At 37.2% G+C, this 24050-nt stretch carries 22 protein-coding genes; 16 read left to right on the top strand and 6 right to left on the bottom strand.

The genetic code is table 11. The features are described 5' to 3' along the window. Positions 1–67: 67 nt before the first annotated feature. The 7 genes from NAG76_21845 (at position 68) to NAG76_21815 (ending at position 7840) form a co-directional block, all read left to right on the top strand. Positions 68–1546, top strand: coding sequence for a sugar ABC transporter ATP-binding protein (locus NAG76_21845; protein URN94429.1), 1479 nt, complete (start codon positions 68–70; stop codon positions 1544–1546). 18 nt (positions 1547–1564) lie between these two features. Next, positions 1565–2539: a ribose ABC transporter permease gene (locus NAG76_21840; protein ID URN94428.1), complete on the top strand. Its 975-nt coding sequence runs from the start codon at positions 1565–1567 to the stop codon at positions 2537–2539. A gap of 55 nt (positions 2540–2594) precedes the next feature. Next, positions 2595–3638, top strand: coding sequence for a substrate-binding domain-containing protein (locus NAG76_21835; protein URN94427.1), 1044 nt, complete (start codon positions 2595–2597; stop codon positions 3636–3638). 21 nt (positions 3639–3659) lie between these two features. Next, the gene (locus NAG76_21830; GenBank protein URN94426.1) at positions 3660–4622 is read left to right on the top strand and encodes a sugar phosphate isomerase/epimerase; all 963 of its coding nucleotides are present in this window, start codon (positions 3660–3662) and stop codon (positions 4620–4622) included. 20 nt (positions 4623–4642) lie between these two features. Next, positions 4643–5779, top strand: coding sequence for a Gfo/Idh/MocA family oxidoreductase (locus NAG76_21825; GenBank protein ID URN96905.1), 1137 nt, complete (start codon positions 4643–4645; stop codon positions 5777–5779). 776 nt (positions 5780–6555) lie between these two features. Next, positions 6556–7125, top strand: coding sequence for a hypothetical protein (locus NAG76_21820; protein URN94425.1), 570 nt, complete (start codon positions 6556–6558; stop codon positions 7123–7125). A gap of 418 nt (positions 7126–7543) precedes the next feature. Further along, positions 7544–7840, top strand: coding sequence for a hypothetical protein (locus NAG76_21815; GenBank protein URN94424.1), 297 nt, complete (start codon positions 7544–7546; stop codon positions 7838–7840). Between the two features lie 95 nt (positions 7841–7935). Here the strand turns inward: NAG76_21815 and NAG76_21810 are convergent, their stop codons facing one another. Beyond that, positions 7936–8829 carry an AraC family transcriptional regulator gene (locus tag NAG76_21810; protein ID URN94423.1) on the bottom strand — a complete coding sequence of 298 codons (894 nt, stop codon included), beginning with the start codon at positions 8827–8829 and terminating at the stop codon, positions 7936–7938. A gap of 205 nt (positions 8830–9034) precedes the next feature. Here NAG76_21810 and NAG76_21805 point away from each other — a divergent pair, with 205 nt between their 5' ends. After that, a complete protein-coding gene (locus tag NAG76_21805; GenBank protein ID URN94422.1) occupies positions 9035–10789 on the top strand; it encodes a beta-galactosidase in 1755 nt (584 codons plus the stop codon). 120 nt (positions 10790–10909) lie between these two features. Here the strand turns inward: NAG76_21805 and NAG76_21800 are convergent, their stop codons facing one another. From NAG76_21800 to NAG76_21790, 3 genes are read right to left on the bottom strand one after another with little or no spacing between them, the layout of a single operon-like run. Beyond that, on the bottom strand, positions 10910–11911 hold the full coding sequence (locus NAG76_21800; GenBank protein ID URN94421.1) for a formylglycine-generating enzyme family protein: 1002 nt from the start codon (positions 11909–11911) through the stop codon (positions 10910–10912). A gap of 18 nt (positions 11912–11929) precedes the next feature. Next, positions 11930–12475, bottom strand: a complete 546-nt coding sequence (locus NAG76_21795) for a chromate transporter (protein URN94420.1) — start codon at positions 12473–12475, stop codon at positions 11930–11932. A gap of 13 nt (positions 12476–12488) precedes the next feature. Next, entirely contained in the window at positions 12489–13151 is a 663-nt protein-coding gene (locus NAG76_21790) for a chromate transporter (GenBank protein URN94419.1), read from the bottom strand. A 168-nt stretch (positions 13152–13319) separates the two neighbouring features. On the opposite strand from NAG76_21790, the gene NAG76_21785 reads away from it, so the two are divergent. Continuing rightward, positions 13320–14516, top strand: a complete 1197-nt coding sequence (locus NAG76_21785) for an ROK family protein (protein ID URN94418.1) — start codon at positions 13320–13322, stop codon at positions 14514–14516. An 89-nt stretch (positions 14517–14605) separates the two neighbouring features. On the opposite strand, the gene NAG76_21780 is transcribed toward NAG76_21785, so the two are convergent. Continuing rightward, entirely contained in the window at positions 14606–15820 is a 1215-nt protein-coding gene (locus tag NAG76_21780) for an MFS transporter (protein ID URN94417.1), read from the bottom strand. 159 nt (positions 15821–15979) lie between these two features. On the opposite strand from NAG76_21780, the gene hemE reads away from it, so the two are divergent. The 3 genes from hemE to hemG all read left to right on the top strand — a co-directional run bounded on the left by hemE (position 15980) and on the right by hemG (position 19710). Continuing rightward, positions 15980–17032: a uroporphyrinogen decarboxylase gene (hemE, locus tag NAG76_21775; GenBank protein URN94416.1), complete on the top strand. Its 1053-nt coding sequence runs from the start codon at positions 15980–15982 to the stop codon at positions 17030–17032. A 286-nt stretch (positions 17033–17318) separates the two neighbouring features. After that, positions 17319–18260 carry a ferrochelatase gene (hemH, locus tag NAG76_21770; GenBank protein URN94415.1) on the top strand — a complete coding sequence of 314 codons (942 nt, stop codon included), beginning with the start codon at positions 17319–17321 and terminating at the stop codon, positions 18258–18260. A gap of 4 nt (positions 18261–18264) precedes the next feature. After that, positions 18265–19710 carry a protoporphyrinogen oxidase gene (gene hemG, locus NAG76_21765; protein URN94414.1) on the top strand — a complete coding sequence of 482 codons (1446 nt, stop codon included), beginning with the start codon at positions 18265–18267 and terminating at the stop codon, positions 19708–19710. A 151-nt stretch (positions 19711–19861) separates the two neighbouring features. Here hemG and NAG76_21760 read toward each other — a convergent pair whose 3' ends face one another. After that, positions 19862–20482 (bottom strand): SDR family oxidoreductase, encoded by a 621-nt coding sequence (locus NAG76_21760; GenBank protein URN94413.1) that lies wholly within the window; start codon positions 20480–20482, stop codon positions 19862–19864. Positions 20483–20960: 478 nt separating this feature from the next. On the opposite strand from NAG76_21760, the gene NAG76_21755 reads away from it, so the two are divergent. The 4 genes from NAG76_21755 to NAG76_21740 all read left to right on the top strand — a co-directional run bounded on the left by NAG76_21755 (position 20961) and on the right by NAG76_21740 (position 23828). Then, positions 20961–21716: a class I SAM-dependent methyltransferase gene (locus NAG76_21755; protein ID URN94412.1), complete on the top strand. Its 756-nt coding sequence runs from the start codon at positions 20961–20963 to the stop codon at positions 21714–21716. Positions 21717–21888: 172 nt separating this feature from the next. Further along, positions 21889–22539 (top strand): HD domain-containing protein, encoded by a 651-nt coding sequence (locus NAG76_21750; GenBank protein ID URN94411.1) that lies wholly within the window; start codon positions 21889–21891, stop codon positions 22537–22539. Positions 22540–23031: 492 nt separating this feature from the next. Next, complete coding sequence (locus tag NAG76_21745; protein ID URN94410.1) at positions 23032–23268, top strand: tyrosine-type recombinase/integrase; 237 nt, start codon at positions 23032–23034, stop codon at positions 23266–23268. An 86-nt stretch (positions 23269–23354) separates the two neighbouring features. Then, entirely contained in the window at positions 23355–23828 is a 474-nt protein-coding gene (locus NAG76_21740; GenBank protein ID URN94409.1) for a hypothetical protein, read from the top strand. Positions 23829–24050 lie beyond the last annotated feature (222 nt).

Genomic DNA, 24050 nt, shown 5'->3' with positions numbered 1-24050 from the left:
AATTGTTCCATTAAGAAGATATATTTACAATAAATATATAGACCAGTAGATAAGGAGTGGGGGAAGCATGGTACTGGAAATGATAGCAATCAATAAAAGTTTCCAAAGCGTGAAAGCGCTTAATAATGTGAATATGAACCTCCTAAAAGGTGAAGTTCATGCATTAGTGGGTGAAAATGGGGCAGGCAAATCAACGTTAATGAAAATATTAGCCGGTATATATCAACCAGATGAAGGTGAGATAAGGTTGAATGGTAAGCAGGTTGCATTATCTTCACCAACTGTTTCTCAAAATTATGGGATTTCGATTATTCATCAAGAATTGAATCTCATTCCCCATATGACTGTAACTGAAAATATTTTTCTTGGTCGCGAGCCTAAGAAGCTTGGAGTGTTCTCCAATATCCAACAGATGAAGAAGGAAACAGAGAAGCTTCTAGAACGATTTGATCTGAAATTGGATCCAGACGCGATGATAGCTAGTCTTAGTATTGGCGAACAGCAAATTGTTGAGATAGCTAAGGCTATATCGATGAATGCAGAAATTCTAATTATGGATGAGCCTACTGCAGTATTGGAGGAAAGAGAAGTTCAGAAATTATTTGATCTGATTCAACAATTTAAAACCCAAGGAGTCTCTATTATATACATTTCCCATCGATTAAATGAGCTGAAACATTTCTGCGATCGATTAACGGTACTTAGGGATGGACAGTTTGTGCAGACTCTTCCGATGGATGGACTGACGGAGAAAGAGATTGCTAGTCTTATGGTTGGAAGAGAACTGAATGAATTGTATCCAGTCATCCGTCATTCCATTGGCGAAGAAATTTTACGGGTAGAGGGTCTGACACGAAAACCGAATTTTGAGAATGTGAGTTTCTCGGTCAAGCGTGGTGAAATCATTGGTTTTGCAGGACTTATCGGAGCTGGAAGAACAGAACTTGTTAGAACGATATTTGGTGATTGGCGCGCGGATAAAGGAACTATATTTTGGAAAGGCAAGCAAACGGAGTTCCGTAGCCCCGTAGATGCCGTGCTGGCAGGAATAGGATTTGCAACCGAAGATCGGAAACATACTGGACTGTTTCTTGATATGAGTGTGAGCGAGAATATATCGGTAACATGTACGCGCAAAGTTAGCAAATGGAACTTTATTCGTAAGCGGTCAGAAGGCAAGCTTGTCCAGAAGAAAATTGCACAACTGAATGTGAAGGTTAACAAAATAACAAGTCCTGTGAAAAATTTAAGTGGTGGAAATCAGCAGAAAGTGGTATTAGCGAAATGGATCGCTGCTGATAGTGAATTATTTATTCTAGATGAGCCGACGAGAGGGATAGATGTTGGTGCTAAAGGTGAGATTTATGAGTTGATCTCACAGCTAGCTGCTGAAGGCAAAGCAGTCATTATCGTTTCATCTGAACTTCCAGAGTTATTAGGAATATGTAACCGCATTCTTGTTATGCACCATGGGCAAATCAAAGGAGAATTAGATCATTCTATCGCAAATGAACAAAATGTGATGGCGCTCGCAGCAGGCGTATAAAGAAAGGAGTTTATTATAATGTCCAACACAGCTATCGAAGTAAATAAACCACAAACAAAACAAAGAAGGATTCTTAAATATTTGTGGGAACAGTACAGCGTACTCTTCGCACTTATCATCTTAATCATCTTTGCATCAATCTTGAGTGAGCACTTCCTCAATATTACCAATATTACGAATGTTTTAAGACAGGTTTCAATTGTAGGTATTCTATCTTTAGGTATGACGTTTGTAATTATATTGGGTGGGATTGATCTTTCAGTAGGATCAGTTTTAGCACTCTCTGGTACGGTTGTTATGGCATCACAGGTGACCTATTCGGCATCTATTCCTGTTTCGATCATTTTAGGTTTAATTTGTGGATTATTAGTTGGCTTAATTAACGGGTTAATGGTGACATACGGAAAAATAACGGCTTTTATTGCAACACTTGCCATGATGACGATAGCAAGGTCGATAGCTTTATTTTATGCAGATGCAGGAGCAATATCAGGCATGAACTCGACCTATGCCAAAATTGGTAATGCATATGCGTTTGGTGTACCAATTCCAGTTTTCATTTTTGTATTTATGGTTTTATTATCGTATATCGTGCTTGAAAAGACGGTATATGGAAGACATGTATATGCAGTAGGGGGCAATATGCAAGCAGCTCGTTTGTCTGCCATCTCAGTGTTTCGCGTCACGATTATTTCTTACATGATTTGCGGTTTTACAGCGGCTGTAGGCTCTATTATTGAAACCTCAAGATTAAACTCGATTTCAACTTCGACCTCAGGACATATGTATGAATTGGATGCAATCGCCGCGGTTATTATCGGAGGTGCGAGTTTGTCAGGAGGCAGAGGAAGAATACTTGGTACTTTGTTCGGTGTCTTAATTCTTGGAGTATTAAGCAATATTATGAATTTGCTCAATATTTCATCATATTTGCAGGGGGTGGTAAAAGGCATAATTATCGTTGCTGCTGTGTTGCTTCAGAAACGTAATTAATGTTTGGAAAAGTTATTGTGCTTATTCAAATTCAAATTATTTGGAGGGTTATATGATGTTGAAAAAAATTAAATTGTTGCCATTAATATTACTTGTTGCTCTTACTGCAATCTTGTCGGCTTGTACGAATACAAATAGTCCAGCGGTTTCGCAAAATGCTGAAAACACATCAAATGAGGACCAACAAGCATCTAAAGGAGAATATACGATTGGAATTTCTCTACCTGCAGCTGACCATGGCTGGATGGGAGCTCTTATTGCTAATACGAAAGCAGAAGCAGAAAAACATAGCAACGTGAAATATTTGCTGTATACGGCAAAAGACCCAGCGAAACAAACATCTGATATCGAAGATTTGATTACGAAAAAAGTTGATGCAATAGTTATGCTACCAATGGAGTCGGCAGCTTTGACGCCAGCAGCTGAAAAAGTAGCGAAAGCGAATATCCCATTGATTGTAGTCGATCGTGAGGTTAATACTGAAAGCTATCGTACGTATGTAGGTGGAGATAACTACGGTATAGGTTACGGGGACGCTAAATATTTGGTGGATGAGCTTACTAAGAAAAATGGTAAAGCAGAAGGTAAAGTTGTTGAAATCTCCGGTGTTCCATCGACAGTTACCGATCTGAGATCACAAGGCTTCCGTGATTATATTAAAGATTATCCTGGCGTGGAGATCGTAGCTACACAGCCTGGTGACTTCACGAGAGAGAAAGCGTTGAAGGCGATGGAGAATATTTTACAAGCCAATAAAGAAATTGATGCTGTTTATTCTCAAGATGACGATATGACAATAGGTATTGTGCAAGCGATTCGTGATTCAAAACGTGAGAAGGATATGTTCATAGTGAGTTCAGGGGGTATGAAAGAAATATATCAGATGATTAAAGAAAAGAGCTTGCCAGAAGTTATTGTATCTTTGACATATTCTCCAACAATGGGCGGTACGGCAGTAAATATGGCTATCAAAATATTAGAAAATGAAGGTTTAGATGGTTTCTGGGAGAAAACGGTTCCTCATCATATTATTCTTGAAGCAACACCAGTTACATCAGAAAATGTAGATAAATATTTCAAAGCAGACGCAAATTACTAATTTTCGAGAGGGACGGTAGCCATGAAATTAGGAGTATTCACCGTACTGTTTAGTGAACGTCAATTGGAAGTGGCACTAGATGCTGCGAAAGCTGCTGGATTACAGGCTGTAGAAATTGGAACAGGAGGCTATGTGGGGAAAGCCCACATAGCTCCTTCAGAACTTCTTCAAGACAAAGAAGCGATTGAACGAATTCAACGGTTAATTAGTGAACGTGGTCTTACTATATCCGCACTTAGCTGTCACGGTAACCCTCTACACCCGAATAAGGAACAGGCTGAGTCTGATCATAAAGATTTTCAAGATACGGTAAAGCTAGCTGCTCTACTTAATGTCGACACGGTAATTACCTTCTCAGGTTGTCCTGGAGAATCTGATCATTCTTTATATCCTTCATGGGTGACGTGTCCATGGCCACCAGATTTTCTTCAAGTACTAGAATGGCAATGGTCAAATAAAGTCATTCCATACTGGCGCGAACAATCTGCGTATTGTCGTCAATATGGTGTTCGGGTTGCTATTGAAGCCCATCCTGGCTTTGTCGTATATAATACGGAAACTGCATTACGTTTGCGGCGTGAAGCGGGTGATAATATCGGGGTAAACTTTGACCCGTCTCACTTGTTCTGGCAGGGGATGGACCCTGTTGAGTGCATCAAGGTGCTTGGTAGTTCAATCTATCATATGCATGCGAAGGATACGAGCATAGATGCTAGAAATACTGCATTAAATGGTGTATTAGATGTCAAGCCTTATTCGAATGAGTTAGATCGTTCGTGGATTTTTCGAACGATTGGCTACGGTGTTGATATGAAAGTCTGGAAAAATATTGTTAGTACGCTGCGCAAGGTAGGATATGATGGAGTAATAAGCATCGAACATGAAGATAGTTTGATGTCTGTGGAGGATGGTTTCTCAAAGGCAGCTCAATTTCTGAACGAAATTATCATTGGCGAAAAAGCGGGTGAGATTTGGTGGGCGTAAAACGACCTTTAAGAATTGGCATGGTTGGCTACAAATTTATGGGCAAAGCTCATAGCCATGCGTATAAAGATATTGGTATGTTCTTCGACTTGGACCATTTTGTTGAGATGAAAGCAATCTGCGGACGAGATGAAGAGAGTGTGAAAGAAGCAGCAGAAAGATTTGGTTGGAGTGAATATGAAACAGATTGGCGTTCGCTTATCGTAAGAGATGACATTGATTTTATTGATGTTAATACGCCAAGTAATGCACATAAGGATATTATTATAGCCGCTGCTAAAGCGGGGAAGCATGTTTTTTGTGAAAAACCACTTGCTTTAACATTAGAAGATGCAAGAGAAATGCTAAAGGTTGCCGAGGAACAAGGTGTCATTCATGCTGTATGCTTTAATTATCGCTATATTCCTGCCGTGCAATTGGCAAAGCAATTGATAGATGAAGGCAGAATTGGTGATATTCATCATTATCGCGCATCCTATTTACAAGACTGGCTAGTTGACCCAAGTTTTCCGCTAGCTTGGCGACTACAGAAGGAGTATGCGGGTTCGGGTGCTCATGGTGATCTCAATGCACATTGTGTTGATCTTGCAAGGTATTTAATCGGAGATTTTGAGAAGGTAGTTGGTCAGCAAAAGACATTTGTTAATCAACGAGCAATTCCTACTTCGATGACAGGTTTAACCGCTGTTGCTTCAGAGAAACTCGGGGATGTGACCGTAGATGATACGACTTCATTTCTAGCACAGTTTAAAAATGGCGCTATGGGGATGTTCGAAGCAAGCAGATTCGCAACGGGTTGGAAAAACGGAAATACTTTTGAGATTTATGGAAGTAAAGGAGCCATTCGTTTTAATTTGGAACGGTTAAATGAATTAGAAGTTTATCTTCGAGAAGATGAACCACATCTGCAAGGTTTCCGAACCATTATGGCAACTGAAAGTAGTCATAAATATGCAGGTAATTGGTGGCCGCCGGGACATACGATAGGATACGAGCATGCTTTTATTCATTTAATTTATGAAATCATGCAGAGCATGAGCGAAGACAGTGCTAGAACATATCCTGATTTTTATGACGGGGTAAAATGCCAGCAAGTGCTTGAAGCGGTAGAACAATCGATTCTAACAGAAGCTTGGGTGAATGTAGACAGCTTATGATAAATATAAGGTAACCTAAAAGAGCTGCGGTCTGTACTTTTCAGACTACAGCTCTTTTAGGTTACAAAGCACTTAATAATGATTATATGAAATAATATAACTTTTACTTAGCATCATAGATCGTTTAATGACTCAAAACAGGACGGCGTTTCTCTGAGAGCCCAACTTACCACAAAATGTAATAATAAATAAGTCCCGCACCACCAATAAATATTATCGTGATGAAAAGGAAAATTGATGTCAGGATCGTTCCCGCTATTGCTATACCTCTTCCTCTAGAAGAGCGTATTGCTCTACTACCTAAGATGAGTCCAATGAAATTTAGAATGAAAGCAAGAAAAAGACTAATTACTGTAAATACTGTGCTAGTATCGCTGGTATGTGAATTAAAGAACATAATAAATATTGATACTATGAAAAATAGAAATCCAAATATAGCGAATATCAAAGATACTACCGCTTGCCCTAGTCTATCTTTTGACTTAGTCTTCATATCGACTTTTGTTGTAGGTTTATAATTTTGCTGCACTTTTTAACTCCTTCCTATTATGGTGATTAGTACTAATTATTTAATTTATCATTCGACAAATTTTCCCATTAACCTTTATTACTTATTTTTTTGATACGTAACTTTACTGAAATCCAACTATTGTTACTTGAATTTAGTATGATCGATGTGTTCGTTGTTGTATGATAGATAATAGGTTAACTGACCCAATAGAAAATATAGTAAATACATCAATGGGTATTCATAATATAGAACATCGGAGGATTATATGTCCTGGAGTAAATTGAAGCAACAACTGGAGAGTTTTCTCAGTCCTGCCTTAAATGGAAGGGTCGAGTACCGTTCAACTAGTTATCGTTATTTACCTGATAAAGCAGGAATTTGTTATATTGCAGTAGATAAAAAGAATATACTCAATATGAGTGATAGAACTACTTTAATCAGATGGTATCAGACGGATTTGGAGATAAAAAATGATCCGGATATCGAAATTCCTATTATCGATGAGGATATTGAAACAATTAGAAAAGATACGAAAGGGTTAGTTCCTGAGGACCGTCTAAAAGTAATAGCAAGAAGTAGAAAAATATCCGAAGTAGCAAAGGAACTTCTATCAGCACAGTTAACGTTAAGTAAATCGAATTTCGTTGTTGTAGCGAACAAGTTTTTATCAATGTCTATAGAAGAAAGCATAGAGAGTAATGATATCTTATTGAATATTTTAGCTTTGGTGGACAGACGAGTTGGGAAAAAACGAATTTTAAACATGAGTGAGAAGATGAAGTTGAAGCATCCGATTGTACAATATTTTTATGAACTAAGGCTTAGTACGTTTTGAAAATAAATAACGGATATTATGTCTCTAGTGACAACCCTGATTAGAAGGATATTCACCTTTGAACAGAAGTTTATGAAGCTTTTATACATCAAAACACAATAAAAGAGCAAAGTAACGTATTCATCTGCACCCTATCTTTAATTCAAATTGGATTAAAGATAGGGTGTTTGTGATTATTTATCATATAATAATATGATTTTTATGAAGATTGCGTAAGATAAGTATCAAAAATACAGGAACAAGATACTTCTCAACATTGTCGGATAATGGGGATTAGAGCTAAATATTAAATAGTGAGAAAACACAACAACAAGCATGAAATTAAACATGCACAAATTCCATGAATCTTAATAAAAAATAGGGGTACCATAGGAGATAACTAGTCGGGTCACAAGGCTATCTCCAGGAGGGAATAATTATGAGTATTCAAATTGAAAAATTAATAACAGAAATTCCAAGTCAAAATAGAGATATTGCTTTATATGCCAAACATGTCATAAGTTCACTAGAACAGTTTGAGGATTATCACAGGAGATTTGTTGCTGCTCAAGCTTTAGCCGGTATTAAGCCAGTAGGAGATCAAGAAATATTATTCTATGAGACCGTAAGGAAAATAAAAGACCAAGTGATTTCTACGTTAGAGAAAACGATTGATGATCTCAAGCATAAAGGCGATAAACATCATCACAAACATTTTGAAGATGGGGTTGAATGAGGTTTCCATTAACCCCGAGATAAGAAAAGTGGATTACAGTCAATCCAACAATAGAATTAAAGATTTCACCAGAATAAAGGTTGAAGTTTGTTTCATTATTGATTATTTACATGTTTAGAACGACTATATTTTGGCCGAAAAGTAGTTGGTGAGACACCTGTCCAGCGACGAAATTGCCTAGAAAAATGGCTAGCAGATTGAAATCCTAGTCGTTCAGAAATTTCTTCCATAGTAAGTGTAGTAGTAACGAGTAATTGCTTTGCTTCATTTAGCACAAGCTTACTAACATATTGTCTAGGTGAAAGTCCATATACTTGACTAAATATGCGGGTGCATTGTCCACGACTCATTCCCAACATACTAGCAATTTCCTCTATCGAGTGATGATGCCTGTTACGTAGTTTTTCCTCAATAGCATACGCGATCTTCGTTTCGAAGACAGTAGATTGCTGCACTTTACTAGTTTCAATTGCATCTTTCATGGTGGATTCTATACAGTGTCTTACAAAAAGCGCTACTAAACCAAGCGTGTGCGACTGTATAACGAGCCGACTAATTGCTGTTTGGTATTCATTTGTATTTGAGTTATTCATATGTAATGTGGCAGTTTCGAGTTCGACTAAATGCTTTGATAATAAGTCATGTATCGGTTCGTCGGACTTCACGATCAAATAATCGAATTCACATAATGTAGATCTTACAAGAGGATCATCAATATCAAAATGCAGATTAAAAATTACATATGATTGATCAGAACGATTTTCACTTGTATGTGAAACTCCTGATTTGATAAGAAGCCAGTCTCCAGCATCGAGGAAAAACGAAGAGTTTCCCACAGTTTGCCATACTCTTCCCTCCTTACAGTAGAGTAATTCAAATAAGAAGTGATGATGAATGGGATATGACCAATTTGCAGGATAATTTCCAAGGTGACAACCAGTAATTTGTAATGTGCTTGTCAAATTAGGAAAATGATATTCTGCCTCCATAGATGACGACCTCCTATATAATCTCTATAAATAAATCCCAATATATGTATTGAAATCAAATTATCTTGATTATAAAAGTTAATATTAAAATCACTGTAACATTGCCGCAAGCAAATGGTCAAATTTTAGCTTTATTTGTCCATTTGTTTGCAATGCGCTTATGTTTAAGATAAATGAAACTATACTAGATTGGATGCGATGATAAATGTGCATATTTCAAGTGAAAAATAATCAATTTTGCATGGATGAGAAGCCTATACGATTACTATCCGGAGCTATTCATTACTTTAGAGTTGTGCCTGAGTATTGGTCTGATCGTTTAACTAAGTTAAAGGCATGTGGTTTTAATACGGTAGAGACATATGTACCTTGGAATTTTCATGAGGTACAACCAGGTAAATTTAACTTTGAAGGTATGGCAGATATTGAAAGTTTCATTAAACTAGCAGGAGAGATAGGCTTATATGTTATCGTACGTCCAAGTCCATACATTTGCGCAGAATGGGAATTTGGTGGTCTACCTGCTTGGCTGCTTTCTGATAGAAATATGCGATTACGTTGTATGCATCAACCATTTTTAGATAAAGTGGATGCATATTATGATGTATTATTACCAAAATTGAAACCACTTCTTTGCACGAACGGTGGTCCAATTATTGCGATGCAAATTGAAAATGAATACGGTAGCTACGGGAATGATACCAACTATCTTATATACTTAAAAGATTCAATGATAAAGAGAGGTATGGATGTATTACTATTTACATCCGATGGACCTGAACATCATATGCTACAAGGTGGCATGGTACCAGATGTATTAGAAACAGTTAACTTTGGATCTAGAGCTGTTGAAGCATTTGACATGCTTCGCCAATACCAACCGAACGGACCGGTTATGTGTATGGAATTTTGGAACGGTTGGTTTGATCACTGGGGTGAAGAACATCATACACGAGAGGCATCTGATGTTGCCGAATCATTAGATGAAATGTTGTCAGCGGATGGATCTGTTAACTTTTATATGTTTCATGGAGGTACAAACTTTGGTTTCACGAGTGGCGCTAATGGGTTAGAACGTAATCAATATGAACCAACCATTACGAGTTATGACTATGATGTTCCATTGAATGAGTCAGGTGAACCTACAGAAAAATATTTTGCTGTTAGAAATGTCGTGTCCAAATATATTGAGTTACCAGAATTAAATCTACCTAAGCCGATACCGAAAAAAAATTATGGCATGATATCTGTGGAGAAAGGTGTTTCATTGTTTAAACAATTAGAAAAATTATCTGTTCCGCATGAAACTACTTGTCCAGAATCAATGGAGTTCTATGGTCAAAATGATGGATTCATACTCTATGAAACGTTTATTTCTGGTCCTCGTGAAGAACGTGAACTTGTGATTCAAGAATGTCACGATAGAGCTTTAGTATACCTCGATGACAAATTTATGGGTGTTGTAGAAAGATGGGATGAAAGTACAAAAGTTAGTTTTGCTGTACCGTCATCTGGTGCTCGTATAAGGATTTTGGTTGAGAACATGGGGCGTATTAATTATGGACCTTATATAGCAGATCGTAAAGGGATTACAGAAGGAGTTCGCCACGGTAATCAATATTTATATGGATGGAAGGTACATCCACTACCGCTTGATAACATAGAGCAACTTACTTTTAACACTAGTAACAAAACTCAATCTGATCCAACCTTCTACAAAGCATTATTGACAATTGAGGAAGAGCCTGCGGATACATTTCTTAATTGTGAAGGATGGATTAAAGGCGTCGTTTACATTAATGGTTTTAACTTAGGAAGGTATTGGAATAAAGGACCTCAGAAGACGTTATATATACCAGCACCTCTATTGCGGAAGGGCAATAATGAGATTATTGTGTTTGAATTACATGGTACAGATCGATTAGAGCTGACATTCCAAGATAGTCCGATATTAGGTTAAAAAATACTCCCTAGAGATTCATCTCTAGGGAGTATTTTTGTATACGAAAAACTAAATTAACGATTAATTTCCATTGTAACGAGCAATAATTAACTTTCTACGTAGTAAGCTTATGTTAAGCTATTTACGGTCCCTAACTACACGAAATCCACAATGTCCGATTGAGGTATCAGGTGTATTGGAACTTCTAGCAGCAACTCTATAACGATTACAATAATCACGATGACACATATAAGATCCTCCACGTATAGAACGTAAGCCAGTATCTTTAGTCCATAACGGATTAGTTGAGTTAGATGATTGATGATAATTTCTATCGAAGTAGTCCTGACACCATTCCCAAACGTTACCAGACATTTGGTATAAACCGTAGCCGTTTGGTTCGAATGCCTCAACAGGTGCAGTCCCTAAATACCCGTCACTTGCATGATTTTTTATTGGAAATTTACCTTGCCAAATGTTACACATATGTTGTTTATTGGGCTGCAGCTCATTTCCCCAAGGATATCTTTTTCCTTCTAATCCGCCTCTAGCAGCATATTCCCATTCTGCTTCTGTTGGTAAACGTCCACCGATCCATTTGCAATACGCAGTGGCATCATTCCATGAAATATGTACAACAGGGTGATTTTCTCTACCAACCCATGTACTTCCTTCCCCTTCTGGACAAGCCCAATATGCACCTTTAATTGCAGACCACCAAGGGAGCTTGGGTGGTGATGCAATTTTATGAATTAAATTATTTTTAGATACAAAGTCAGTATAAACATAAGACCAATTAAATTTCTCTGCTTCAGTTACATAACCAGTATGGGTTACAAAATCGGCAAATTGTATGTTCGTCACAGTGTATTTACTAATCTCAAAGGAATCAATAAATATTTCTCGCATAGGACCTTCTCCATCATTAGGAAAACCTTCGTCAGAATTTGAACCCATCCAAAATGTACCGCCTTCTAGAGGAACGAATGATTCCACATGATGAGTTAACATTTGGGAAGAGGTGCTATTTGGTTTTTGTACTGTTTCAACATGATTCCTAGTATTAGGGTTCATATTAATGTCATTTGATATTGTGATTGAGTTTCGATTGCCTCCGCAACATGCTTTCTTATTCTCCATTATATTCACACCTATTCATTAGCTATATAATGCAACCCCAACGAGTCCTGAAACGACAATAACATATATTGGGTGTTTTTTGAAATACATTAATGCAACTAGAGATCCGATAAAGATAAATATTTGACTCAATGTATATGAAACATCTGAAGAGAAAACACCATTGTTTTTAGTGAAAATGATGGCCGAGTAGAAGATAAAGCCTGTTACTGCAGCACGAATGCCATATAAAGCATTTGCCCAGATTTCATTTTTTGATACTACATTATAAAAAACTGCCAGCAAAATAATACATAGAAGGGATGGTAATACCATTCCGATAGTAGCTACTATAGCTCCTGGAAGCTGTAAATGCATATAGCCAATTGAGATTGCCATATTAGTAGCAATAGGACCAGGGCTCATTCCAGCAACAGCTACAACATCTGAAAATTGATCCATCGTTAACCACTGATAGCGATTCACTATTTCGGTTTGCATTAACGGTATCATGGAATAGCCACCACCAAAAGATACACAACCAATCATAAAAAATATGATAAACAGTTGAATTAATTCACTCATGTTTTCACCTCTGCTAGATCATATAGTCATAATATTGATTTTCTGGAATTGTATCTAATTTGTTAGTGTTCGTAGATGATAGCCATTTATGTTTAGCGAATTTAACGATAATTCCGATACAGCCACATGCGATGATTATTATAATAGGATGAACAATTGAACTGAAAAAATAGAGTGTAAAGATAGTCCCTGCTACCAATATAGTACTTGTAAAATCTATAATGGATTCTTTCCCCATCTTTAATGCTGCATAGACAATTAAAGCGACGATTGTAGTACGTATAGATAAAAAAGCTGCTTGTATTTTTGGTGCTTCCTGAATAGATAAAAAGAATATAGAGAGGACAAGCATAATAATAAAAGTAGGAAGTAGCGTTCCGAGCAGAGCAACAATAGCACCTAAAAAACCATTAAGTCGATAGCCTATAAAAATAGCAGAGTTAATGGCAATAGCACCTGGTGCGGATTGAGCAACGGCGAAGACATCTCCGATTTCTTTCATTGACATCCACTTTTGTTTTTCTACTACTTCTTTTTCAATACTAGGTATGAGCGAATACCCCCCGCCAAATGAGACAGGACTAATTTTTAGAAAAGTCCAAAAGATAAGTAATAATTGTTTGTTTCTAGAAACTTTATCCTGATTTGATTCTAAGTTCGTTGGGAATTTACTCATAATCCTCTGCCTTTCTTACTTTATGTCTTTTATATTTATTCATTATACCATCTTAAATTCATTTTGGGATTATCTTTGTTGATTTCTTTTATTTTTTTTTTGGTTATAATAGAAGGATATATATTATTAATCCTATCCGTATATAGTGAATTGAGGTCTGATATAAATATGGACAATAAAAGTTTATCAGAAATAAAAATACGAATTTTTAACTATATCGCTGAACGAAGTGATATTTCAAAATTCGACCTTCAACGACTATTAAGCCTTTCTAGTTCCTCATTAGGGAGAGTACTACAAGAAATGGTTGAGGAACAATTATTAATTCAGTCTGGATATGGGCCATCAAGTGGTGGGAGAAAACCTATTCTTTATAATATAAATGCTCATTATGGATATATTATTGGAATTGAAATTTCCCGATTTTATGCGGTACTTGGATTATTTGATATGAAGTTGAATGCAAAGGCATTAACAAGATGGAGAATGGATAGCACAATGAATCCATATACCTTTATTGAATATATAGATCAAACGATAAGTTCCTTTTGCAATGATCATCAAATTACTAAAGAAAAGATCATTGGTATAGGTATTGGAGCAGTTGGACCTTTAGATCGAAATCAAGGAATGATCATTAATCCAAAGTATTATAGCGCTGAAGGTTGGAACAATATTGCAATCACAACTTTAATAGAAGACAAAATCGGAATAAAAGCAGTACTTGATAACGGAACGGATTGTGCAGCACTTGGTGAACAGCTTGCATTTCGCACACAGGGGAGTGTAGCAGATCATTTGTTATATATTAATGTAGGAGTAGGTTTACGTTCGGCTATGATCTCAGGGGGACATTTAGTACAGGGAATCTACGATCGAGAGGGTGCATTTGGTCAGATGATCATTAAAGCTGGGGATGCTCCTGTACTTAATGGTTGTAATCCAGGTGCACTAGAGAATTATGTTTCTATACCTGTGTTAGTAGAACAGGTGAAAAAGAAAATTAGGTTGGGACGTACATTATTGTCTAATCAGTCTCCAGTTAATGATAAGGATGTAGACTTTGATCTGTTAATTAGAGAATTACGTTTAGAAAACCCATTTATAACAGAGCTATTTCAGCAGTCAGCTACTTATCTGGGTATTGGCGTTGCTAATTTAATAAACATTTTTCAGCCTAATAAAGTTATTCTTGGAGGTTCACTAATTAACTCTTATAAGGAATATGCACAATTAGTAGCGCAGACAGCTGAGCTGTATACGTACAATTTCCCTTCATATCAAACACAATTTACTCAAGGTATATTAATGGAGGATGCTGTTGCGACAGGAGCTGCATTACTAGTTCGTAATCGATTAAGTTAATTATTCTTGCTTTGAATTGCTACTTATCTTCTAGTACCCTCTACATACAACAAAAAGTGCTAAGCAGCAAATATGCTACTTAGCACTTTTTATTGATTACTTTGATTGATTTGCCGTTTGTGGAGAAGTGCAAACCATACCCACACTCCATTAAGTCCCATTAGAATGGCAGATGTAATAAACAATCCTTTGATTCCGATCCAACCGGAGAAGAAACCTCCTGCGATAGGGGCAATAACATTTCCTAGACTAATCATACTAGTATTAAAACTAAACGTTCGTGTTGCCATTCCAGCTGGTGAAAATTTTGCTAGCAAAGAATTAACGGTAGGTACTAGACCACCAAGGAAAAATCCGAGAAAAAATCTAGCAATAAGCAAGTGCCATACGGTATCAGCAAGTGCTTGTGGAATAAAGCTAATGGCGGCGCCGATAAGACTATATGCTAATATTTTTTCTGAACCGACACGATCACCTAATTTACCTAATATAGGTGAGGCGAGCATATTAGATAATCCGGTCGCTGATGCAACAAGCCCAGCAAGAAAAGCGATATTAGCAACATTAGGACTTAACTCTTGTATGTAAAGCGGAATCAAGGTCATCGGGCTCATATTAGCGAATTGAATAAGCAATGTAACCGCAAATAATGCAGCAATTTGCGGAATATATATAATCTTTTTAAGACCTTCAATTACTGTCATCTGTACTTCAGTCGCAGCTTGCTTACGATCAAAAGATTCTTTCACAATAAACAAACAAAGTAATGACGCGATACATATTGAAATACCAGTCACATAGAAAATTGGACGGTAGCCAATAGAGTCTGCAAGAATTCCACCAATAAGTGGACCAAGAATTGTACCTGCAATTCCTCCAGATTGCAGCATTCCCATAGCGAATCCTAGCTTATTCTTTGGTGTAGTGGCAGAGACTAATGCTACAGATGCTGGATTAAAGCCGGAGATTACGCCGTTAAGTAAGCGGAGTAACAACAAATGCCAAGGGCTTGTTGCGAATCCCATGAGAACCATCACAATTGCCATACCGAATCCAGAGCGAAGTAACATTAACTTACGTCCGTAACGATCGGACAGCTTTCCCCAAAGTGGCTGAAATAAAAAAGCAGTTACGAAATTTCCTGCAAAAATTACACCAGCCCATATTCCGATTTTATGAGGATCTGTGACACCTAGCTCATTTTGCAAATATAACGTAAGAAAAGGCATAATCATCGTCATGCCAGCCATAACGAGAAATTGGCCAAACCATAATACAACAAGATTCTTTTTCCATTGTTTCATAACTATAGTATAGCATGTTTGAAAAATAATATTTATGGAGAAAGAAGATATTGAAATGTCATGGGATTGTCATAGGTGTGCATCACTATCAGTTGTTAGATAATAACAAAAGGGGCATAATGAAAGATAGATAATATTACATAGAGAAGAGGTTCTGCAATGGCTTACAATGACCTATTCATACGAGCATGTATGAAAGAGGAGGTTGAGCGCATTCCTGCATGGTATATGCGTCAAGCTGGTAGGTATGATCCAGAGTACCGGAAAATTAAAGAGAAATATTCACTTCTAGAAATATGTAAGCAACCAGAATTAGCGGCAGAAGTAACGATGATGCCAGTTAAAAAACTAGGTGTAGATGCAGCTATATTATATTCTGATATTATGAATCCAGTAGCATCGATTGGGATTGATTTTGATATTGTTGCTAATGTAGGTCCGGTCATCCACAATCCGATACGTTCAGCTGCTGATGTAGCAAAGTTAAAGCCGATCGATGTAGACAAAGATTTATCTCATGTTATTGAAACGATAAAAATATTAGATCGTGAGCTGGAGGTACCGCTAATTACATTTGCAGGCGCTCCGTTTACAATCGCTAGTTATCTCATTGAAGGTCGTCCTTCTAAAAACTACTTGAAAACAAAAGAATTAATGTACAGCGAGCCACAAGTATGGTTTCAATTGATGGACAAACTAGGTGATATGGTCATTACGTATTTACGTGCTCATATTGCAGCTGGCGGTAAAGCGTTCCAACTATTTGATAGCTGGGTAGGTGCGTTGTCACCTGCCGATTTCAGAGTATTCGTGTTACCGACGATTGAACGTATTTTCGCTGAACTTGAACATATCTCACAACCAAAAATCTATTTCCCTGGTGTAGCTTCTGGTGAGTTGTTGCCTGAACTAAAAAATGTGAAAGCTAATGTTATAGGACTAGATTGGCGTGTTCCGATTTCGGATGGACGTAGAAGATTAGAGCATCAATTTGCAGTACAAGGAAACTTAGACCCGACGATTCTACAAGCTCCGCAAAAAGTTATTGAGAAGTACGCGGCTGAGATTATCGATCAAGGGATTGCAGAACCTGGATTTATTTTCAATTTGGGGCATGGACTTTTCCCAGAAGCGTCTCTTGAGAAGCTGAAGGATCTGACAGACTATATTCATAGTTATTCGGAGCAAGCTATTGCAAGGTTGGTTAAATAGTCCACTTGTAATCACGATGTACAAACTTCGATGAGAACTCGGCGGCGGATATGACATGAAGTCGGAGACTGTGATACTCGCGTACGATTAAAGTACGCTGTGTTTCTCGCTACCTAGACTTCAAGCCATCTCCTTGATGCTGACAAGCGAACATTTTAACCCTTCATTATAATAAAGCAAGTAGTATCCCAAGAGGATAAAAAGTTTTAGAGTATGCTTTCGAAGATACTTTTTATGTGCAAGTAGTATCCCAAGAGGATAAAAAGTTTTAGGAGGATATAAGTCGATGGTACAGCAAAAAATAGGGGTATTAGTTATGTCGTACGGTACTCCCCAATCGCTAGATGATGTAGAAGCATATTACACTCATATTCGTCGTGGTCATGCACCTACTGCTGAACAACTTAAAGAATTGACTGAACGCTATGAGGCAATTGTAGGGGGAGTATTCCCATTACGTAAAAATACCGATGCACAAGTAGCGGGATTGCAAAATAGGCTGAATGAACTTGCGCCAGATCGTTATGTTTGTTACCAAGGCTTAAAACATGCAGCACCATTAATCGAAGATGGTGTAGAGCAAATGGCCAAAGATGATATTAAGCAAGCTATCGGCATCGTACTTGCCCCTCATTACTCTGTAATGAGTGTCGGTAGTTATGTAAAGCGTGCACAAGAAAAAGCTGATGAACTAGGTATTAAGATGAAATTCGTAAAGTCATACCATCTTCATCCTAAACTTATCGAAGCACTAACAGATAGAGTGAATAACGTATATGAACAACTTGCACCATTGCAAGGAGATAAGCCAGTAAAAGTGCTTTTCAGCGCACATAGTTTACCTGAGAAGATTAGAGAACTAGGCGATCCGTATGAACACCAATTAATGCAAACATCTGAATCCATTGCTGAAAATACGGAAATCGAAGACTGGCAATTTACATGGCAAAGTGCAGGACGTACGCATGAGCCGTGGTTAGGTCCAGATATATTAGATACGATGGAACAAGTAGCACAACAAGGTTATAAAGCAATATTGTCAGCGCCGATAGGTTTCGTTTCCGATCATCTTGAAGTGTTGTACGATCTTGATATTGAAGCGAAAGAGAAAGCTGCGCAGCTTGGTGTATCGTTCGAACGTATCGCTATGCTAAACACTGACCCGTTATATATGGATACGTTAGCAGAGTCTGTTATTACAGTAAGTGCGCCACTCGGGAAGGAATGACATAATGCGGAGTGAAGAAACGATTGATACAGTTGTCGTGATAGGCGGAGGGATCAGCGGACTTAGCTCCGCTTTTTATTTACAAAAATTAGCTAGAGAAAGTGGTCAAACCATTCGCATAGTGTTAGTTGAAGCGGGTGATCATTTAGGCGGGAAAATTAATACGCTGCATAAAGAAGGATTTGTCATTGAAAAAGGTCCAGATTCTTTTCTATCTCGTAAATTAGCGATTATTGATCTAGCGCATGATCTAGCGATAGAGGATGAACTAGTAGCGACAAATCCTAATGCCTCAAAGACTTATATTATGAACGAGCTTCGTTTACATGCTATGCCACCGGGACTAGTACTTGGCATACCGACAGATATTATTCGATTTTTGCAAAGTGATCTCGTAAGTCCAGCGGGTAAACTCGCCGCACTAGCTGATTTACTTAAAGAAGCAACGCCAGCGGAGCGAGATGAATCTCTCGGTGGCTTTCTAGCTAGACGGATTGGGAAAGAACTTGTAGCAAAAATCGCCGAGCCATTACTAGCTGGTATTTATGCTGGCGATCTATATAAGTTAAGTCTTAATGCCACATTCCCACAATTTGCTCAATCAGAGAAGGAATTTGGTAGTGTTATACTTGGATCACGTCATAATAAACGTGTAACTAATGCACAGAATCAAGGTAAAACGCCAGCAACATTTATGACTTTCCGCAATGGTCTAGCAACTATGGTAAATGCGTTAGAGAAGGCGTTATCTAAAATTACAATTAAGCTCAATAGCAAAGTGGAACGTTTCGAAAAAACGGAACAAGGTTATACTGTGCAATTGCAAGACGGAGAACAGTTACAAGCACAAGCAGTTATTGTTACAACGCCAGCATTTGTATCCGATAAATTACTAAGTCCTCATATTAACAGTGAAGCACTAGCTAATATCCGATATGTATCAGTAGCGAACGTAGTAATGGCATTCGACAAATCTAATTTCGATGTAGATTTTGATGGATCAGGATTTTTAGTGCCTCGTTCGGAAGGGTTACATATTACAGCATGTACATGGACATCAAATAAATGGCTACATTCCTCACCTGAGGATAAAGTGTTACTGCGATGTTATGTGGGGCATTCAGAAGATCAACTATCCGTTAAACTCGATGATGAATCATTAATAGCTGCTGTACGCGAAGATATTAGAAGATCGGTGGGCTTAACCGCAGAGCCTTTATTCACAGAGATTACGAGATTGGATCATTCAATGCCACAGTATCCAATCGGACATGTGAATGCTATAAGGGATATGAGAATCGAACTGAGTGAAAAACTGCCAGGAGTTTGGGTAACAGGTGCAGCTTTCGATGGAGTCGGACTACCTGATTGCATTCGCCAAGGGAAAGCAGGAGCTCGAATTATTCTGGACTATTTGGAAGATCATGCAGTGAAAAAACGATTAATATAAGGTACTAGTGAGGAGCTATTTTATCCATCTTGAGTTATTATGATGGATAAAATAGCTTTTTTATATCTTTTTTTGTGATATGAGAGATGTCTTATCGAGTTTCAGACACCCTAAGTGTCTGAAGAGAATAAAGTTCAGGACTGAAAAATTATTAGTAGGCAATCCCAACACGAGATTTTATATAATTGGTACTTATTATTTGGTTGTATGCAAATTCTGCAGTATCAGTAACAGAAATTTCAATGCCACCCTCAGGTAAAAGATTCTGTTCAATACGGTATTTGCCTACTCGTTTTCCATCTGGTAAAAACGTCGGACAGACAATAGTCCACTCAAGTTCTGATTGTCTTAGTAAATTAAACACTCTATGATGTTCCTCTGCAGCACGTGTAGATTTACGTTTTGATTCACTGGACTGATAACGAAGTAAATTTGGGATAGTTCTACTCTGCAAGATACCGGCAGTACCAATAGTAATAATTCGTTTAATACCTTCGTTTATCATCTCTTTGATAATTAAAGGTATGCTTTCTGATAAGGTGTTTGATCCATCTGTATTTAGTGCACTAATGACTACATCATTCCCATGCATTGCGAGTGCGATATCGTCATTATTTAAAACATTACCTTGAAGAATAGTTAAATTATCATTGGCTAGTTGAATCTTATCTGGAGTACGTACTAATACAGTCACATTATGTCTGTCCTGAAGAGCATAAGTAACTATTTGACCTCCAACTCGTCCAGTTGCCCCTAAAACTAAAATATTCATAGAACGACCCTCCGATTCTCATACAAATTATACACTACAGCAAAGAAGTTATCATACTAACTGAGAACGATAGTTGAATAATACACATTGATGAGCAGGTGCTTCGGTATCCGGCTCATTTTATTAAGCTAACGTTCAGTATAATAATAAAAGTGAATGAGAAAATTTATAAAAAATGATATAATATAACTAAAATTACCAAAAAAGGAAGTTGCGACATAGTATTTTCGTTTTTTCATTGCAAGCTATTTTTATGTTTATTTTTTACGGACTATTAATGTTGATGGGTCTATATAGTCTATACTTGTTCATTAAACTGCAGATACGAGGTATAAAAGCGCTAGATATTTATCTTGATGAAAAGAGAAATAGACGTTTATTACTAACACCCTAACGGGGAACGATAGTTCAATGACATCAAGGCAGCCTTTTCTCAACTAACAGACCAAAAAATGAAACACTAGGAGAGTGATGAAAAATGAACAGTAAAGAACGTTTTTCAGACCGGGTCGATTCATATGTAATGTACCGTCCTAGCTACCCGAAAGAGGCTGTTGATTATTTGTACGACTTCGTAGGTTTGCATTCGAACAGTAAAATAGCAGACATCGGTTCCGGAACAGGCATCTTTTCAAAGCTACTTCTGGAACGTGGAAGCTATGTGACCGCGGTCGAGCCGAATCAGGAAATGCGGTTAGCCGCAGAGAAAATGTTAGAAAAAAATCCGAATTTTCAGACTATATTGAGTTCTGCAGAATCTACTGGATTACCTGATCAGTCGGTTGAGTTTATTGTCTGTGCACAAGCGTTTCACTGGTTTGATCGTTTAGCTGCCCAAAACGAGTTCCGTAGAATTCTACAGCCAGGTGGGAGAGTAATACTAATCTGGAATTCCCGTCTTACAAACGGTACTTTATTTCGCGAAGAATACGATCAGCTGCTTCATACATACGGTAATGACTACAAAAAAATTAATCATAAAAATATTTCACGGACCATGCTTCTCTCTTTTTTCAAGGAAGGCACGATGCATGAAGCGAAATTCAGAATGAGTCAGGAGTTCGATTTCGAGGGCTTGAGAGGCCGGTTGCTATCCTCTTCCTACAGTCCTGTACCCGGGCATCCGAATTACGATCCGATGATGACGGAACTTCGAAATCTATTTGATAGGAATAAGCAAGATGGTATTGTTCTATTCGATTATGAAACTGAGATATTTTGGGGAGAAGTTTAACTCAAGCTTCGATTATAGAGAATCATTGTACTAACAGGGAACGCTAGTTAAATCAAACAAGGAGCAGTTTGCCACGGTAGCTACTCCTTGTTTTCGTTAAGCCAACGGGAAGTTTAGCTCAACGGTGTTATTATTTGGAAAATGGCTAATAAAAGAAAATGGAGTTGGTAGAATGAAGTTTGTTGAAGATAGATTATATGCAGAGCATTTGTTAAATGAAGCAGCAATATTAAATCCTGGAACTTGGGTTCAACACTCAAAAAACGTGGCAAAGGCAGCCGAATATATAGCAATAGATTTACTAAAGGCTGGATACGAAATTGACCCAAATATAGCTTATACAAGTGGACTATTACATGATATTGGTCGGTATGTAGGTTTTACCCCTTCAGTCATTCATGCACTGGATGGTTATTTATTTATGATTGATAAGGGCTTCGAGGGCACTGCTAATGTTTGCGTTACGCATGAAATTGCAATATCAGATTTAGAGCTAATTAATGGTTGGAAGGAAATCCCCTTGCACGTACAAATACAATTAAGTGAGATACAAAATCAAATTGAATGGACTATCTATGACAAACTAATTAGAGTATGTGATGCATTAGCAGATGATAAGGGATTTTCAACAATAGAAAAGCGAATTGTGTCGGCTGCCATTAGAAATGGAATCAATTCTAATTCACCAATTTCATGGAAAAACTACTTCACTATTAAGCAAGAAATTGAAAATATTATACATAAATCAATTTACAGGTTGCTTCCTAATATTGAGGAATCTATATATACGGATATGGCGTTGATTGGAACAGTAAGAAAATAAAATAATCTAGCTTAGAACTGCCATTTAAGCACTCATTCATTCAACTAACGGAGAACGATAGTTCAATAATTCACATTGATGAGCGGGTGCTTCGGTAGCCTGCTCTTTTTATTAAGCGATAGGGTAGTTTAGTGCAACTTTTCAATTAATTATTCGTCATAATTTAAGGTTTTATATTTTCATTAATTGCAAATTTCACTCATAAAGACGAAAAAACACTAAACAGTTTTTTTGTTTCACTAATTACTTATTCAATTTTCTTCTGCATAGCAAAAATCAACTTCTCTCTCGCAAATCTAACTGCTTCATTTAGTACAACTCCAATAATACTATTGCTTATAATTTCCTTATTTTCTTTATTAATTTATCAATACCGACAAACTGATATACATTGGTACGACAGAGTGCAAAGTATAGTTAAAGAAGTATCTTGCTAGCCGTACTGACACCTGTAAAGCCTTAATTGTAACCGATACAAATCGGACTAAACGAATGGCTATTCCTACGATCAGGTGGGCTTTTAAACGGCTGGCAGATCGGGGAGAAATCAAAGCAAATGTATATACCCATCGATTTAGACATACTTATGCGTGCCAGCTACTTGATAACGGTGCACAATTGGATTTCATCCAAGGTATGCTGGGGCATGAAAAAGCATCAAACCCGCAAATCTATGCCCAGCTCCTTGGTGAGCGCCGGAGAACTTTATCGGCGATTTTTTTAGCATGAATTAGCGGTGTCACGGATTGTTGCGAAGTCGCAAAATTGACGTTATATAAAATTTCTGCAAGAGCTTAGATAATGGGGGTGCGTTAATGAGAAATAAAAAATTAGCAAAACTATTGCCTTTAATTTTTTTTGTTGAGTTGTTAGCATTTCACCTAATAGACTCGTTATACTACGGTGTGATAAAAACGTGGTTGTTTGATATCGCAATTATTCCTCTATTACTTTGTTTTGTGTTAATAAAAAAGTTTGGAAAGGTGATATTTATAGGTTTTATTGTGTTATTAGTTTTAATTCCATTTTTATTTATATTTAATTTACCATCTACTACTTACGAAGGTGGGAAGGCTATTGTCCAGAATGAAATAAATAGTGATGAAGTTACTTTTATTTCTACGGACTACAAAAAAATACCAACTACTCCGCTCAAGTCCTGGTTTATTGATGATTATTACTATCATTATGAAGTTGAAGTCTCGGGAGATAAATTATACTATGTAGTAATCCCGATTAATGGATTTTCATTTCAACTTGAAGAAGATTTCTTTAGATATGACCGTTAAGATTATTCAACTTAAGGATAAATCATAAATACTTTTTAGTACCCATAAAGGTACAGAAACTCTACCATACTTCATAGTCACTGGAGTATCAAACTCATATTTTGTAAGTATTTGTAATTAAATTTTTAGCTTTTTCATTGAAGTAAATTAGAAAATATTAACTCAGACTATCAATTAAACGATATAATGAGAGAAGTTCTGGAATATGTGAATGTATTACAT

The sequence above is a fragment of the Candidatus Pristimantibacillus lignocellulolyticus genome (genome assembly GCA_023639215.1).
Classification (GTDB): domain Bacteria; phylum Bacillota; class Bacilli; order Paenibacillales; family Paenibacillaceae; genus Pristimantibacillus; species Pristimantibacillus lignocellulolyticus.
Note: the sequence above shows the minus strand (reverse complement) of the source record. Positions and strands in the feature narration are given on the sequence as shown.

Coding starts and splice junctions, on each gene's coding strand:
- NAG76_21760 (URN94413.1), bottom strand. CDS start 20,482: ATGAATATTTTAGTTTTAGGGGCAACTGGACGAGTTGGAGGTCAAATA.
- hemG (URN94414.1), top strand. CDS start 18,265: ATGCGGAGTGAAGAAACGATTGATACAGTTGTCGTGATAGGCGGAGGG.
- NAG76_21840 (URN94428.1), top strand. CDS start 1,565: ATGTCCAACACAGCTATCGAAGTAAATAAACCACAAACAAAACAAAGA.
- NAG76_21805 (URN94422.1), top strand. CDS start 9,035: ATGTGCATATTTCAAGTGAAAAATAATCAATTTTGCATGGATGAGAAG.
- NAG76_21740 (URN94409.1), top strand. CDS start 23,355: ATGAGAAATAAAAAATTAGCAAAACTATTGCCTTTAATTTTTTTTGTT.
- NAG76_21780 (URN94417.1), bottom strand. CDS start 15,820: ATGAAACAATGGAAAAAGAATCTTGTTGTATTATGGTTTGGCCAATTT.
- NAG76_21800 (URN94421.1), bottom strand. CDS start 11,911: ATGGAGAATAAGAAAGCATGTTGCGGAGGCAATCGAAACTCAATCACA.
- NAG76_21790 (URN94419.1), bottom strand. CDS start 13,151: ATGAGTAAATTCCCAACGAACTTAGAATCAAATCAGGATAAAGTTTCT.
- NAG76_21755 (URN94412.1), top strand. CDS start 20,961: ATGAACAGTAAAGAACGTTTTTCAGACCGGGTCGATTCATATGTAATG.
- NAG76_21795 (URN94420.1), bottom strand. CDS start 12,475: ATGAGTGAATTAATTCAACTGTTTATCATATTTTTTATGATTGGTTGT.
- NAG76_21750 (URN94411.1), top strand. CDS start 21,889: ATGAAGTTTGTTGAAGATAGATTATATGCAGAGCATTTGTTAAATGAA.
- NAG76_21745 (URN94410.1), top strand. CDS start 23,032: ATGGCTATTCCTACGATCAGGTGGGCTTTTAAACGGCTGGCAGATCGG.
- NAG76_21810 (URN94423.1), bottom strand. CDS start 8,829: ATGGAGGCAGAATATCATTTTCCTAATTTGACAAGCACATTACAAATT.
- hemH (URN94415.1), top strand. CDS start 17,319: ATGGTACAGCAAAAAATAGGGGTATTAGTTATGTCGTACGGTACTCCC.
- hemE (URN94416.1), top strand. CDS start 15,980: ATGGCTTACAATGACCTATTCATACGAGCATGTATGAAAGAGGAGGTT.
- NAG76_21815 (URN94424.1), top strand. CDS start 7,544: ATGAGTATTCAAATTGAAAAATTAATAACAGAAATTCCAAGTCAAAAT.
- NAG76_21825 (URN96905.1), top strand. CDS start 4,643: ATGGTTGGCTACAAATTTATGGGCAAAGCTCATAGCCATGCGTATAAA.
- NAG76_21785 (URN94418.1), top strand. CDS start 13,320: ATGGACAATAAAAGTTTATCAGAAATAAAAATACGAATTTTTAACTAT.
- NAG76_21830 (URN94426.1), top strand. CDS start 3,660: ATGAAATTAGGAGTATTCACCGTACTGTTTAGTGAACGTCAATTGGAA.
- NAG76_21845 (URN94429.1), top strand. CDS start 68: ATGGTACTGGAAATGATAGCAATCAATAAAAGTTTCCAAAGCGTGAAA.
- NAG76_21835 (URN94427.1), top strand. CDS start 2,595: ATGTTGAAAAAAATTAAATTGTTGCCATTAATATTACTTGTTGCTCTT.
- NAG76_21820 (URN94425.1), top strand. CDS start 6,556: ATGTCCTGGAGTAAATTGAAGCAACAACTGGAGAGTTTTCTCAGTCCT.